Origin of the sequence: Corynebacterium sp. UMB4614, from assembly GCF_030217065.1 — a bacterium.
Classification (GTDB): domain Bacteria; phylum Actinomycetota; class Actinomycetes; order Mycobacteriales; family Mycobacteriaceae; genus Corynebacterium.
In genome coordinates, this window is sequence record NZ_JASONC010000004.1 from 72,930 (window position 1) to 86,942 (window position 14,013).

The window sequence follows — 14,013 nt, forward strand, 5'->3', positions numbered from 1 at the left end:
AGCACGAAAGCCCACGGTTTCCCGTGGGCTTTCGTTGTCTCCGGCGCAAAAACGCCAACGAGCTAGTCCAGCGGCTTGGTCCCGCTGTGCAGCGCAACGATGCCGCCGGTGAGGTTCTGCCAGCCGACGTTCTCCCATCCATTGGCACGGATCTCGCGGGCCAGCTCCTCCTGATCCGGCCACGCGCGGATGGATTCTGCGAGGTAGACATAAGACTCCGGATTGGAGCTGACCACCTTCGCCACCGCGGGCAGCGCGCGCATCAGGTACTCCTTGTACACGGTCGCGAAACCGGGGATGACCGGCGTCGAAAACTCCGCGATCGCGAGCTTGCCACCCGGCTTCGTCACCCGGGCCATCTCCCGCAACCCGGCGCGGAAGTCCACCAGATTACGCAGACCGTAACTGATCGTCACAGCGTCGAAAGTATTATCCGCGAACGGCAGATTCAGGCCATCGGCGCAGATCATCGGCACGTCCCGGTGCGAACCCGCCCGCAGCATCCCCAGCGAGAAGTCCGCGGCCACGCAGTACGCGCCGGACTCCGCCAGCTCCTCGGTGGACACGCCCGTGCCCGCGGCAAGGTCCAGCACCTTATCCCCCGGCGCGAGATCCAGGCGGCGGCGCGTGCGCTTACGCCACAGCCGGTCCTGGCCGAAGCTCAGCACCGTATTCGTGATGTCGTAGTTCTTCCCCACGGCATCGAACATCGTGGCCACTTCGCGCGGATCTTTTTCCAGACTTGCCCTAGACATAAATTCTCATGCTACCCGGCGCACCGGCCAGCACCATCACGCAGTAATGGCCTGCTGGTAGTAGCCCATCAGCTGCTCGCACAGCGCGGGCCAGGTCTTGCCCTGCACACGGGTCAGCGCTGCGGCGGCGAACTGTTCGAGCGCGCCCTCCGCGATGATGTTCCCCACGGCTCCGGGCAGCTGCTCGGCGAAGCGTTCCGGGTCGAGCAGGAAGCCACTCACCCCGTCCTCGACGAGGTCCACCGGCCCGCCGGCCCGTGGCGCGACCACCGGCAGGCCCGAGGCCTGCGCCTCCTGGATCGCCTGGCAGAAGGTCTCGAAGCGCCCCGGGTGGACGAACACGTCCAGGGACGCGAAGGCCACGGCCAGCTCCTCCCCATAGAGCGCGCCGGTGAACACCGCGGTCGGCATGAGCTTTTCCAGCTCCTCGCGTTCCGGCCCGTCGCCGACGATCACCAGCTGCACGTCTTCACGGTCGTTTAAGGACGCCAGGTTCGCCACATCCTTCTCCGCGGCCAGGCGGCCCACGAAGCCCACCAGCTTGCGTGGCTCGGCTGGGGCGGCGGTGCTGCGCTTGGCCTGGCCTTCCTCCCACCACTGGCCGCGCAGCTCCGCGCTGCGCTTGGCGGGATGGAAGCGCTGCGTATCCACGCCCCGGCCCCAGTGGTGCACCCGCTGCACGCCGTGGTCGCGCAGCTGCTCGATCGTCGGCGAGCTCGGCGCGAGGGTCAGGCAAGAGTTGTTGTGCATCGCGCGCACCCAGCGCCAGGACATGTTCAGCAGGAAGGTGAGCTTGTAGTGCTCCGTGAAGCCAGGCACGTCCGTCTGATAGACCGCCACCTGTGGCACCTTCAGCGCCTTCGCGGCGAATACGCCCGCCCCGCCGAGGACGAATGGGCTGGCCAGGTGCACCACATCCGGCTGGAACTGCTTCAGCAGCTTATAGACCCTCGGCAGGGGCACGCCGATGGGCAGGGAGTTGATGGGCGGGAGGTTCACCGCGGGCACCCGGTGGATCGGAAAGCCCGCATAGGTATCGCCGGGACCTGGTTCGCTGGTGCTGGTTACGGACGCATCCCCGGCGGGAGCATCACCGGCCGGTGGTTGCCAGCCCGGCGGGCGCGGCGCGATGACCATCGCATCGTGCCCTTCCCGCCGCAGGTGCTCCAGCACCCGCAACACCGAATTGGAAACCCCATTGACGATGGGGATGAAGCTCTCCGCGATGATCGCAACTCTCATTGTTCTCCCTGCTGCGCCTTCCATGAGTTTTCCCGCCACCGGACCAGCAGCCACAGACCCCCGCTCAGCACCATCGCCACGACGAGCGAGGAGAGCGCAGGTATCCAGGTCAAGGTCCAGCCACGGCCTTGCACCTTCACATTGCGGGGCTCGGACTTCTGATACTCCACCCGCACCCGCTGGCCCGCCTCCAGGCCGATCGGGTACAGCAAGCCCCGGTCCGGCTGGTGGTAGACCCCGTACTCGTCCGGGAAGCGCACGGTGGTCCGCAGTACCCCGACGTTGACGACGTCCGCCGTGGCGAACGCCTGGTCCCGACCGATGCGGTAGTCGTTCAGCGCGGCGGTCGCCACCATCCCCAGGCAGACGGCCGCAGCGAAGGCCGTAAAGGCCGCGACGAGTTGTTTGCCGCGCCGGAAGCGGGTCGGGGTCGGCTGCTCAGCGGCCGGTTCCTTCCCCACCGCTGACTGTTCCGTGGCCTGCTCGGTGGCCTGCTCGGCGGCCACGGGCTGCTCTACGTTCGCCGGACCCGCCGCGCCCGTTGGCGCGGCCTCCTGCTCGCGGTCCACCGGCTTACTCACCCGGGGTCACCTTGCCCCGGATCAACTTCTCCAGCGCCACGCGCGCACCCCGGTCCACGAAGGCCTCCACAACCAGCACCCCGCCGCCCCGGCGACCCGGCACCAGGCCCAGCTTCTCGCCGGCTTCGCCGTCCAGGTCGTCGTGTTCCAGCGCGTCCAGCACCTCGGCGAACTCCGCCGGGTTGTGCACCCCCACCCAGTCCACGCCAGCGGACTCGCACAGCCCAGCCAGCTTCGCGCCCGTGCCGGTGCCGAAGACCCGCTCGAAGGCCGGGGTGCCGTCGTCGAAGCTCCGCAGGCTATCCCCACCCGGCTCGAGGGTCTCGAAGATCGCGCCGCCGTCGTCGTTGGCGACCACAATCACCAGGTTTTCCGGGCTGGGCTCGTCCGGACCAAAGTGCAGCCCGTTGACGTCATGAAGAAAGGAAAGGTCCCCCAGCAGGGCAAACGTCCGCGGGGCGCGGATCGCCGTCGGATCGGCGGAGGCATGCGCCAGGGCCGTACCCACCGCGGTGGACACCAGGCCGTCGATGCCCGCGGCACCACGGTTCGCGACCGTGCGCACCCCGTCGAAGGGCAGGCCCACCCGGGCAATATCGCGGATCGGCGAAGAAGCGCCGACGAACAGCGCGTCCCCGTCGCGCAGGGAATCCGCCAGCACCGCGGCCACGTGCAGCCCAGTGAACGCCCCGTCCTCGGTGGCCTGAGCGATGCCGTCGCGCACCGCCTCCGCACCCAGCTCGGAGACACCGCGGCAGACCTGCAGCCAGGACTGCGGCGACTCGCCGGTCACGCGCACCGTGCTCGCAACCCGGTCGGCGGTCAGCGCCACGTCGGTGGGCTGTTCGACCTCGGTGAGCACGGTGATGGAAATGTCTTCACTGGCCAGCAGCTGGGTCACCGGGCGGTGCAGGGTCGGCCGACCAAGCACGATGACCTGCTCCGGTCGCGTGGCCGCGGAATACTCCCCGTGGGAAACCAGGCCGGTGGTGAACATCGCGGCCGCCGCCGGGTGCACCGGGAAGTCCGGGGCGGGGCTGGTGGGCTCGGCCAGAACGGGCAGGTCACCGAGCTCCTCCAGCTGCTCGCGGGCCCACGCCCGATCGCTGACCGAACCCGCGATGATGAGGGTCCGCTTGGACGCGTCCACCGTCACCTCACCGTAGGGCAGGCGCGCGGCCTGCTTCGGTAGGACGTAGGTTCGGGCCGGCGCGGTCGGCTGCTCGGCCGCCGTTGCGCGGGCGGGCCCCTCGGCGAGCTGGCGGGCCAGGAGGGTCAGCTGGGTGCTGGACTCCGGGACCAGTGGTTCCCGCAGCGGGATGTCGAGGTGCGCCCCACCGCCCCGGGTGGGGTGGGTGGCGGCGCGGACCAGCTCGTCGACCTTAACCCGGACGCGGCGGACCAGCGGGTTCGTGGTGTCCAGGGCGGCGGCTGGGCCTGCCTCGTCGGCACCGGCCGCGGTGTTGGCGCTGGCGGACGGCGCAGCGGCGCTGGCAGTCACGGCATCGATCGCGGCGTCCAACTCCAGGGTGGCGACCGCGTGGGCGCCGAAGATCTCGCGCTGCTGGATGGTCTGATTAGCCCCCGTCCCCACCATCGACCACGGCCGGTTGGCAGAAAGGATCAGCAACGGGACGTTCGTGGCCGTGGCCTCCACCATGGCGGGCAGGCAGTTAGCCACCGCCGTGCCGGAGGTCATCACGACCGGCACCGGAGTGTCCGAGTACTTCGCCAGGCCCAGGGCCAGGAAGGCCGCGGAGCGCTCGTCGGTGCGCACGTGCAGCCGCAGCCGCCCGGCGCGGCTGGCCTCCGCAAACACCAAGGCCAGCGGAGCCGAGCGCGAGCCCGGGCACACCACGGCCTCCCGAACCCCGTTGCGAATCAGCTCGTCAACCAGTACCGCGCCAAGCAGTACTGCGGGTGAGGGCTGATCAAGGGTCTCGGGCGTGCTCTGGGAGATGCTGTTTTTCACACCCCATAACCTACGTGACCATGCCCCGGCGGGGCGACGAGCCTGGCTCGGCCTAATCATTGTTCATTAATGCTGAACGTTCAGTTTTAGTGAACACGTGTTTCCAACCCCTTTAGCCTCAGAAGGGCTCACGTCCATCCAAAAACATGGAGAACACGCGACTTAACCATCGAAGGCCTCGCATATTCCCTTCAAGAGGGCTTCGACCTGCTCCTTTCGCGCTTCAAACGGAGTCGGGTGCTCCCCCTCGGCAATAAGATGCTCTGCAAGACCAATCCCCCTATCACCCTCTTCAGCGAAACGATTAACCAATACGCTCGCTTCTCTTATCCCGAGCACCTGAGCGACATCGCTGCCGAGTAGCTGGGCAGCCATGTTAAGAATTAGCCCTTCGCGCTCAACTTCATCTGGCGGGTTTTCAACTGCCCCAAACGGCACCAAGTCAATGTCAAAGCCACTGACCTTGATCGCTTGCCAAGCTCTCCCCGGATAAGCGAAATGCTCCTTGAGGCGATCGAAATCCGCCCAGCTGCGAAGCGCTACCGCAAAATCGATGTCCCGCGTCGCCCGAGCTGGCGGGCCTGGCCGGTATTTTTCTTGATGAATATCCCTACACCGCGCCCCCACCAGCATGATCTGATCTAGGTCGATATACCGTCCAAGCGCAGCAAGAATCTCAGCAATATCCTCATTGCCCTCCGACCATTTCATTACCCCACCCCCGGAAGTTCTAGAAATTGATTGTCGATCTTAGCTCTTGCGCGACTTCCAGCAGGCGGGGTTCGTGGGTACCCACGAGATCCGCATAGATTACTGGCCACGGCGCACATGGCCATTCGCCAAGCACGGTCGCATGATCACTCTGATCCGTCTGATTCGCATCACGGCTTCCTTGGCCAGCGCTCCAAAACGCCGTGCGCACGATGACATTGCCATTGTCTGATCGGCGAATCCGACCGCTCCTCAACAGCTCTCTAAGTTCAGCCGAGTCGCGCAAATAAAGATGAACGGTAGTTCCGCCTCGGACCAAGTGCGGCACAGCCTGCTCGCCGCTTACCCAGCCCATGGGGTCCATGGCCCCAAATCTGTCAAGATCCGCCTCTCCTCGGAAGATTTCCAGATCAGCACCAAGCCCAGTGGCATAGGACTGCGCCCACGCATCCAGGAGCGCCTTCGGTCGCTCGAAGTAATACCTTCCCCCGAAGCCCGACTTATTGAGGTACCCAGCTTGCGTCAGCAGTTCTAGCGTCTGCGCAGCGCTACCAACGGAGACCCCCGCCTGTCTCGCAACCTCTCGGACAGGAGAGTCAAGCAGTTCCGGGCGATCCAAAATAACCGCGCTCACCTGCGCTCGGCGTGGCGTAAACAAGGAACCGGTAGGCGCCTTAACTTGCGATGCAGCACCCCTTGCTGGCTTTCGTAATCGCCGAGCAGCTTTATCCTGTGGACTTGCCGAAGTTGCTTGCTCCCCTCTTTTCAGCGAAACGCTACCGCCTTGTTCAACCGGAGAACCCTTCACCCTGCCACGGATATCTAGGTACATCCCGGGAAAGGAGATAAAACAATTTCCTCGCTCATCTGCGAACATAACCCCCGCCCCCCGTAGGAAATCAGCCACCTTAGGCGTAACCCTCGGAGCGAGAAGCAGCGTTGGGAGGTCGCTCTCGTCGGCAGTTTTTTCCGCCACCAAAGCCCGTAACCCTTGTGGATCATTCGTCTCAACTTGGCGGGCCATACACTTCGCGGAGGCGTCACCGTGACGCACGAACAGTCCCCCATCCCCGACGCCCTCCTGACCTAGCTCCACGAACTCGAGAGGCACCTCTACAAGGTTGAATATGTCGTTCCAGCGACTGATTTCTTCCCCGTTCATACCGCCACTTTAGCTGATGTCCAGCAATAATGAACGTTCATTAATACTGAACGTTCATTATTAGTGAACACGCTTGTCAGCCTCCGGCCGAAAGCATCAGCATCGTTAGGGTGAGGTTATGGAGCTATCTTCCCTGGATCGGAGCCACTTCCGCGCGCTCATTATCGGTGCAGGCCAGGCCGGGCTCGCCGTCACCGCTACCGGGACAGGCATCGCGAAGGCCACGATCACCACGGACGTCCTCCTCAACGCCACCGGTACCTGGAACAACCCGCACGTGCCACACGTCCCCGGCATCGAGACATTCCGGGGCCGCCAGCTGCACACAAAGGATTACACCCGCAAGGAGGACTTCGCGGGCCTGCGCACCCTCGTCGTCGGTGGCGGACTGTCGGCCGTTCAGTTCCTCCTGGAGCTCCAGGAAGTGAGCGAAACCATCTGGGCCAACCCCCGGGCACCGAGGTGGATGCCGACGTCATCTTCTGGAACACCGGATTCCGTCACTCCCTGCGCCACCTCGCCCCACTGAAGCTGCGGGGACCGGGCGGAGGAATCCTCATGGACGGCGAAGTGCGCGTAGCCAAGGACCCGCGGGTGCTGCTGGTCGGCTATGGCTCCACCGCCTCGACGGTGGGCGCGACTCGCGCCGGCAGGCGCGCCGGTCAGGCCGCCGTCCGCTATCTCGAGTCCCGGTAGCCCGGCGTTCGCTTCAGGACGTCAACCTGATGCTGCGATTGGCATTGCTGCGAGGTGTTGCCGGGTTGTTACTAGTTGTTCCGGAGTTGTTTTCCGGCACGCCGAAACAACTTTGAAACAACTTACGAACAACTATTGTGGCCAGCCCGACCCTTCATCTCATTATTCCCCCAGGTCACGAAGCCTACGGAAGTTGTTTCAAAGTTGTTTTTATTGTTCCAGGATTGTTGCCAAGCTATTTACTCCGACGCCCCAATCCAGCGTGTGTTTGACCCACGCTGCGGGCCGGCCGGGTCAATACGCGCCACCCCGCGCTCCCGCAGTTTCCGCAAGATCTTCGTCACTTCGGAGCGCTCTATACCCAAAATCTCGGCGGCTTCTGCTGCGCGTACCGTGCCAGTTCGCAGCTGCTCTTCCAACCACTCTTCTGTAGGCATCGTCGCAGCACTAGCAAACTGGGGCTGGGCACCACCCGAAGAAGCTGTCCCCTGCTGAACCGCCCTTCCCAAAACCCATTCATCCGCCCCCTGGAGCCGCGCTACCACCCCAATGTCTTGGAGCGACTCCATCAGCTCGGCGGCTTCCATTGAAGAAATTTGCGCAAGCCGTTCAACCTGATTCTTCGTGATCCGAGGCGCGCTCCACAGCTGCTTTAAGACAATGAGAGTGCCCACGCTCCTCACGGCCTCGCCATCAGGTAGCTTCTCCAGTTCATGAAGCATCTTGATAAAACCCACATCGGGCTTACCTGCTGAAAGAATCACCTCAACGAAGGTTTCCTCAGCACGCACTTCCGGAACTTCCCGACCTGTTCCAATCATTGCGGACCACATGCGGTCAAAACCGCGCGACGATTCCTCAGCCAGGCCGAGCCCACGCATTACCGCCATAAGGCGACTATTCCGCGGCACCGATTGAGTCGTCAGCAAGTGATCCCGATCAACCCCCGGCGGCAGAGGACCCGGGGACCAAATCTTCAGAGTACGAGGCGTCTGGTCAACAACCACGGGGCGACTGATTTGCCAGTCCCTATGAATGAAGGCATTCGTGACGGCCTCGTCAATCGCCTGGGCAGGGAAGCGTGGGATCGCGGTTTCCTGCCCATCATCAAACTGCACTCTTTCAATTTCTTGACTTGCGCGCTCCCTGATTAGGCGGCGCAGCCGGGGAAGCGCAGTCAACAGCGGTTCACTGATCTCGCTCACTTCAGGATCGGCCCCCACGATGGGTCTCCAGAAATACTGAACCGTCAGGGCGGGCTTGTCCGGTGGCAGCATGAGGATCTCTGCCGCCCTCTTGAGCGAACCATCATGGCCCACGAGCCCCAGTTCGCGAAGGAGTCCGTTGGCACCTTTCGGCACATAATCCGACCCGTCTTCCCTGGACCGTTTCCCCCTCAACAGTCGGCGAGCCTCTTCCAGGACTGGCAGCTCGATGTCCTGAACCTGGAGCCTCGAGCTCCCGTTTGAATAATCGGGGTTCGCCCTTTCCCGAACCAACGCTTGCCGTTCTGCCTCCAGCAGCGGCTCACAACTCGTGCCCCGCCGCCGCTTCGCCTGGCCTTGGGTGCGGGTATACATGGTCAATGCTTCTGGGATACGGATCACAACAAGGCGACTACCGTGATACTCAAGTTCAGATGCTTCAACCCTCAGTTGCTGCTGCGTACCATGAAGAATCTTTCTCTCAATGGTTAAGGTATCCAAGTCCGTCCCCGTAAACGCTTCAGGTCCGGTCAGCTTGTCACTGATACCCACGATGATGTGCCCCATAGCGGACTCCCCATTAGCCAGGCACACCGCCTCATCAATGAGCTTTTCTACAAGTTGTGCCCGATGCTTATCGGCCTTCGAAGGCGCATACTGAACCCGGGCAGGGTCCTCTTTGATCTCTAGGGTCTCCGATTCGACATTGCCAGCCGAATCTCCGTTCCAAATAGCTTCTAGAGCCTCTGCAACATCCTCAGGCAGCCACGGTGTCGCATCGTCAATCATGGGGGATTCCATATGTGAAGTATACATTTCCCCAGGAAGTTGTTTTAGAGACGCCACCCACCCCAGCGAAACAACTTTGAAACAACTTACGAACAACTATTGTGGCCAGCCCGACCCTTCATCTCATTATTCCCCCAGGTCAAGAAGCCTCCGGCGGTTGTTTCAAAGTTGTTTCTAGTTGTTTTGGGATGCTCCCCTAGCGGGCGTCACGATCCCAGTTGAACGGCTGCAGCCTCCATCCTGCGAACCCACCACTGCCGACGCTCCGCGTCCACCGCGTAGCGCTCCAGCACCGCCGGATCGGGCTGGGTCGCGCCCGTGAGCATCGCGCCATCCCTGATCTCCCGCGCCCCCACGTCCGCGGTGAACAGTGAGCCCGTCGCCAAGCCCGCCGCATTCGGGCCAGCCTGGCCGAACACCCCGGCGTCGTTGCCCACCTGAGCCACCAGGGCTGCGGCCTGCAGACCCGCGCCAATACCCACCGCGGTATCCAGCGCGGAGCTGAGCGTCAGGCTCACCCCGTGTGCGGCCACCTGGCGCGCGACCGCCACGACCTGGTCGATTCCACCCAGCGGGGCGACCTTCACCACGGCCACATCGCACGCCCCGGCCTCCACCACAGCCAGCGGATCCGAGGCCTTACGGATCAGCTCGTCGGCGGCGATCCGCACCGGGGAACCACCCGGCGCGACCCCCTCATCGGCCAACCGCTGCCGAAGTTCCGCGAGCTCCGCCACCGTCGCGCAGGGCTGCTCCACGTAATCCAGGTCCTCCCCCGCCACATCTTCGGCCGCCAACTGCGAGATCACCGCCAGCGCCTGTTCCACCGACCAGCCCGCGTTCGCATCCACTCTGATCCGGGGCCGGGCGACCCCGTGCTCGGCGAACCAGGCCCGCACGGCACGCACGCGCGCCACATCCTGATCCATCGCAACCTCAAAGCCCTGCTCCCGCAGCACGGCCGGCTCAGCGACCTTCACCTTCGCCGTCGTGCACCCCGGGTAACGGGCCATCAGCTCCCCCACCTGCTGCGGATTCGCCTGCGCATCCACCGCGGGCATCGTGGCGTTCACCGGCACCGCGACCCCCGCCGGGACCTGCAACGCGGCATGATCCGCTAAGGCACCCTGCGGCCGGGCGGTGGCGTCGTTGCCCAAAAGAAGGGAATGGACCACCGCACTGCGCAACCAGCGGGAAGACTCCGCGGGGCCATATTCCAGGAAGGGCGCGAACTCCACCCACCCGCCGGCGGTGGGCACGAGCATCGCCTCGCGGGTATCGATGCCGCGGAAGCGCGTGCGCATCGGCAGGGCCACCACGTGCGCGTGCTCGCGGGCGTGACGAAGGAACTGGTCGAGCTGCTGCTGAGTGATATTCACGCCACCCACCCTAGGCGAGCGACCAGACACCTAATATAGGCAGGCATGAGCGAAAACAAGGTTTCCGAGATCTTCGCCCCCACCGCCTGGCGCGAGGTTGAGGGATTCGACTTCACCGACATCACCTACCACCGCCACACCGGCGAGGGCCGCGCCAACGGCATCGTCCGCATCGCCTTCGACCGGCCGGAGGTGCGCAACGCCTTCCGCCCGCACACCGTCGACGAGCTGTACCGCGCACTCGACCACGCGCGCCGCACCCCGGACGTCGGCACCATCCTGCTGACCGGCAACGGCCCGTCCCCGAAAGACGGCGGCTGGGCGTTCTGCTCCGGCGGTGACCAGCGCATCCGCGGCCGTTCCGGTTATCAGTACGCCACCAGCCACGATTCGGACGTCGCCGCCGCTGGTGCCGAGGGCGTGGACGAGGCCCGTGCGAAGGTCGAGGGCGGTCGCCTGCACATCCTGGAGGTCCAGCGGCTGATCCGCACCATGCCGAAGGTCGTGATCTGCCTAGTCAACGGCTGGGCCGCCGGTGGCGGGCACAGCCTGCACGTGGTCTGCGACCTGACCCTGGCTTCCCGCGAGCACGCGAAGTTCAAGCAGACGGACGCGGACGTCGGCTCCTTCGACGCCGGCTATGGTTCCGCGTACCTGGCCAAGCAGGTGGGCCAGAAGTTCGCCCGCGAGATCTTCTTCCTCGGCGAGGCCATCGACGCCGAGACGATGCACCAGATGGGTGCCGTGAACCGCGTGGTGGACCACGCCGACCTGGAGACCACCGCGATCGAGTGGGCGCGGAAGATCAACACGAAGTCCCCGACAGCGCAGCGCATGCTGAAGTTCGCCTTCAACCTGACCGACGATGGCCTGATGGGCCAGCAAGTTTTCGCTGGCGAGGCCACCCGCCTGGCCTACATGACCGACGAGGCCGTGGAGGGCCGCGACTCTTTCCTGGAGAAGCGCGAGCCGAACTGGGACGAGTTCCCGTACTACTACTAGATTTTGTGGCCGGTCGGCGCTAGCCGCGCAGCTTATTCCACGCCGGGGGCATCGGGGCCTGCACATCCAGCTCCTCGCCACTCGACAGCGGGATCACCAGTCGGGAGGCGTGCAGCATCAGCATCCGCACGCCTTTCTCCGCGGCCGCCTGGTTCACGGCCTTATCCCCGTAGCGGGAATCCCCAATGATCGGGTGGCCCAAGTGCTGCAGATGCACGCGGATCTGGTGCTTCCGGCCGGTCAGTAGTTGAGCCTCCACGAGCGTTCCCGCACGCCCCCAGGGCTTCTTCACCCACAGCTTCGTCTCCGCGGCTTGCCCGGCGCGGCGATCCACCACCGTGGCCGCCCCCGTCTTCCGCAGCGGGGCATCAATCCGTCGCGCCTGCTTGCCCGACTTTTTCACGGTGCCACTGACCACCGCCAGGTAATAGCGCTGGATATCCTCCCCACCCTCGCGCAGGAAGGACTGCAGGTGGCGCAACATCTTCGAATTCTTCGCCACGATCAGCAGGCCAGAGGTCTCCTTATCCAGCCGGTGCGCCAGCTCCAGCTCCTTATCCTCCGGCCGCAACACGCGCAGCGCCTCGATCACCCCGGCCCTGACCCCACTGCCCACGTGCACGGCGATGTTGGCGGGCTTATTCACGATGAGCAGATCATCGTCCTCAAAAACAATGTGCCGGGACAGCCTGCGGGCCAGCTGCTCCGCGGCCTTACGATCCCCCGCGGGCTTCGGCTTCGCCTCAGCGACCTCGAGGGCGGGCAGGTGGACCTTATCGCCGGCGACAGTGCGCTGGTCGGGCTTGCACTTCGCGCCGTTGACCGTGATCTGCTTGGTGCGCATCATGCGGAACAGCACCGTGGCGGGCACGCCCTTGACCTGCGAACGGATGTATTTGTCCAGGCGGCGATCCGCCTGGGAGTCGCTCACGATCAGGGTCTGAGGTTCGGAATGCTTCATGGTGGCTCTGGGCTCTATCTGTAGCAGATCGGGCGGGCGGCCCCACCCGCCTGCTCATAGTCGCAGCGCCAGCCCGCGGCCCGCGGCTAGAGCTCGAAGCGCTCCCACACCCGCTGCGCGGCCGGATCGCGGTTCCCCAGGACCTTGTCGAGCAGCTTCCACAGGCCGTGCCCGAAGAGCTTAACCAGACCCCGGCGCTCGCTGGCAGGAACCGGGCGCACCGCCTGCTCTGGCTGGCCCAGGTAATTGCCGATCTCGCGGGTCAGGTCCGCGGTGATCCAGTCATCCACCCGCACCCCGTCGATCGTGGTGAACGCCCGGGATTCACCTCGGTAGACGAAGTGGCGGTCGAACATCCCGAGTGCCTGAGGGACGGTCGCCGCGACCGCGGGGTCTAAGGCCAGGCGCACCAGCCCGATCGTCGTGTCCACGGCGGTGCTGCCCGTCGCCCCCGGCTCGTGGGTGGCGAAGCCCTTCGCCTTCAGGTAGCTCAGCATGTCCTGCACCTCGTGGGCGGCGAGGCTCATCGTGTTGCGCTGGGCCTGGTTCAGCCGGGGGTTCCCCGCCGCTGCCCGCAGCGCATCGCCGACGCCACGTGGGTCGCTGTGCCCCAGGGCGACCGCCAGCCGCGGGGCCACCGGTGCCACCGCGATCAGGAAGCTGCCGTCGGTGAGCATGGAATCCATCGCCACCACCGGGGTGACCTCGTAGGGCTCCGGGTCGGCCTGCTGCGCCCACTGCCCGACCGTGGCAAGCAGCCCGCCCGGCGGGATGTCACAAGCCGGATCCCCCTGGCTGCAGATGCTGCGCACCTTGCCCTCGTAGCGGTCAAAGGTCCCCGCCGGGCGGGAGCCCAACAGGCCCGTGTGCTGCTCCGAGATCGGCCCGTGGTTCGTGGTGATGAGGGTGGCGCCATCCTTGCTGCCACGGCGCGGATCCGCCAGCAGGTACGCCGCGATCACCTTCTCCGCCTGCTCCGGGGAAAGATGCATCAACACATCACCAGCGACGTGCGCGCCCTGGGAGAATCCCGCGAGCGCGAACGCGGTATCCGGGCACGCGGCCGAGACGTCATCGATCCGCGCCCGTACTTTCTCGACGCCATCCGCCGCAGAGGCCGCGTAGTTCGGGAACCTCGGCAGGCCGATCTTCTCGTTGCTGCCCACGATGCCTGCGCTGCCGTAATAGGGCAGCTGCCAGCTCCGCACGCCCTCGAAGCGCTGCTCGGCAAGCTTGCTGAAATTCGTGCCCACCACGAAGCCCCGCGGGATATTCGAGTCATCGCCCGGGTGGGCGTCCCCAGACCCAGCAGCGGTGATGACCTCCACGGCAGGGCAGGACACGATCGGCGTGGGGGTGACGTCCTGAATAGGGCCCGCACTTGCCTGCGGGACCGCAACAGCAGCAGCAACGAGCGGGAGGGAGAGAAGGCAAGACACAAGGCGACGCATGGGCAATAGTGTATTGCGCACGCTCCGGCGCTCAACGGTGAGCCCCGGCAGTACACCGCTGGTCAGCGCGGCGACACCTCGCAGGCGGGAGACCCCCGCCACGCAGC

Annotated in this window: 11 protein-coding genes and 1 pseudogene; 2 read left to right on the top strand and 10 right to left on the bottom strand. The window is 65.0% G+C overall.

Translation table 11 applies throughout. The annotated features are described in order from the left end of the window. Positions 1 to 62 precede the first annotated feature (62 nt). From QP413_RS03045 to QP413_RS03070, 6 genes are all read right to left on the bottom strand, one after another. Positions 63 to 755, bottom strand: coding sequence for a demethylmenaquinone methyltransferase (locus tag QP413_RS03045; RefSeq protein ID WP_012359529.1), 693 nt, complete (start codon positions 753 to 755; stop codon positions 63 to 65). Positions 756 to 791: 36 nt separating this feature from the next. Continuing rightward, positions 792 to 1,997 carry a glycosyltransferase family 1 protein gene (locus tag QP413_RS03050; RefSeq protein WP_284780544.1) on the bottom strand — a complete coding sequence of 402 codons (1,206 nt, stop codon included), beginning with the start codon at positions 1,995 to 1,997 and terminating at the stop codon, positions 792 to 794. Then, complete coding sequence (locus QP413_RS03055) at positions 1,994 to 2,578, bottom strand: hypothetical protein (RefSeq protein WP_284780545.1); 585 nt, start codon at positions 2,576 to 2,578, stop codon at positions 1,994 to 1,996. The genes QP413_RS03050 and QP413_RS03055 overlap by 4 nt, the downstream gene beginning before the upstream one ends. Next, positions 2,571 to 4,550 (bottom strand): 2-succinyl-5-enolpyruvyl-6-hydroxy-3-cyclohexene-1-carboxylate synthase, encoded by a 1,980-nt coding sequence (menD, locus tag QP413_RS03060; RefSeq protein WP_284780546.1) that lies wholly within the window; start codon positions 4,548 to 4,550, stop codon positions 2,571 to 2,573. Before menD ends, QP413_RS03055 begins: the two co-directional genes overlap by 8 nt. Positions 4,551 to 4,712: 162 nt before the next feature. After that, positions 4,713 to 5,261: a hypothetical protein gene (locus tag QP413_RS03065; protein ID WP_284780547.1), complete on the bottom strand. Its 549-nt coding sequence runs from the start codon at positions 5,259 to 5,261 to the stop codon at positions 4,713 to 4,715. A gap of 19 nt (positions 5,262 to 5,280) precedes the next feature. Then, on the bottom strand, positions 5,281 to 6,138 hold the full coding sequence (locus QP413_RS03070) for a type IV toxin-antitoxin system AbiEi family antitoxin (RefSeq protein WP_284780548.1): 858 nt from the start codon (positions 6,136 to 6,138) through the stop codon (positions 5,281 to 5,283). Between the two features lie 523 nt (positions 6,139 to 6,661). Between QP413_RS03070 and QP413_RS03075 the strand changes: the two are divergent. After that, positions 6,662 to 7,119, top strand: a pseudogene (locus QP413_RS03075) (pyridine nucleotide-disulfide oxidoreductase); the annotation flags it as partial. A 239-nt stretch (positions 7,120 to 7,358) separates the two neighbouring features. Here QP413_RS03075 and QP413_RS03080 read toward each other — a convergent pair. Both QP413_RS03080 and QP413_RS03085 read right to left on the bottom strand, forming a co-directional pair. After that, complete coding sequence (locus QP413_RS03080) at positions 7,359 to 9,113, bottom strand: ATP-binding protein (protein WP_168167051.1); 1,755 nt, start codon at positions 9,111 to 9,113, stop codon at positions 7,359 to 7,361. A 206-nt stretch (positions 9,114 to 9,319) separates the two neighbouring features. Continuing rightward, the gene (locus QP413_RS03085; RefSeq protein ID WP_284780550.1) at positions 9,320 to 10,492 is read right to left on the bottom strand and encodes an o-succinylbenzoate synthase; all 1,173 of its coding nucleotides are present in this window, start codon (positions 10,490 to 10,492) and stop codon (positions 9,320 to 9,322) included. Between the two features lie 45 nt (positions 10,493 to 10,537). Between QP413_RS03085 and QP413_RS03090 the strand changes: the two genes are divergently transcribed. Further along, on the top strand, positions 10,538 to 11,494 hold the full coding sequence (locus QP413_RS03090; protein ID WP_284780552.1) for a 1,4-dihydroxy-2-naphthoyl-CoA synthase: 957 nt from the start codon (positions 10,538 to 10,540) through the stop codon (positions 11,492 to 11,494). A 19-nt stretch (positions 11,495 to 11,513) separates the two neighbouring features. Here the strand turns inward: QP413_RS03090 and QP413_RS03095 are convergent, their stop codons facing one another. Both QP413_RS03095 and QP413_RS03100 read right to left on the bottom strand, forming a co-directional pair. After that, positions 11,514 to 12,455: an RluA family pseudouridine synthase gene (locus QP413_RS03095; protein ID WP_284780553.1), complete on the bottom strand. Its 942-nt coding sequence runs from the start codon at positions 12,453 to 12,455 to the stop codon at positions 11,514 to 11,516. An 86-nt stretch (positions 12,456 to 12,541) separates the two neighbouring features. Next, a complete protein-coding gene (locus QP413_RS03100; protein WP_284780554.1) occupies positions 12,542 to 14,008 on the bottom strand; it encodes a cutinase family protein in 1,467 nt (488 codons plus the stop codon). Positions 14,009 to 14,013 lie beyond the last annotated feature (5 nt).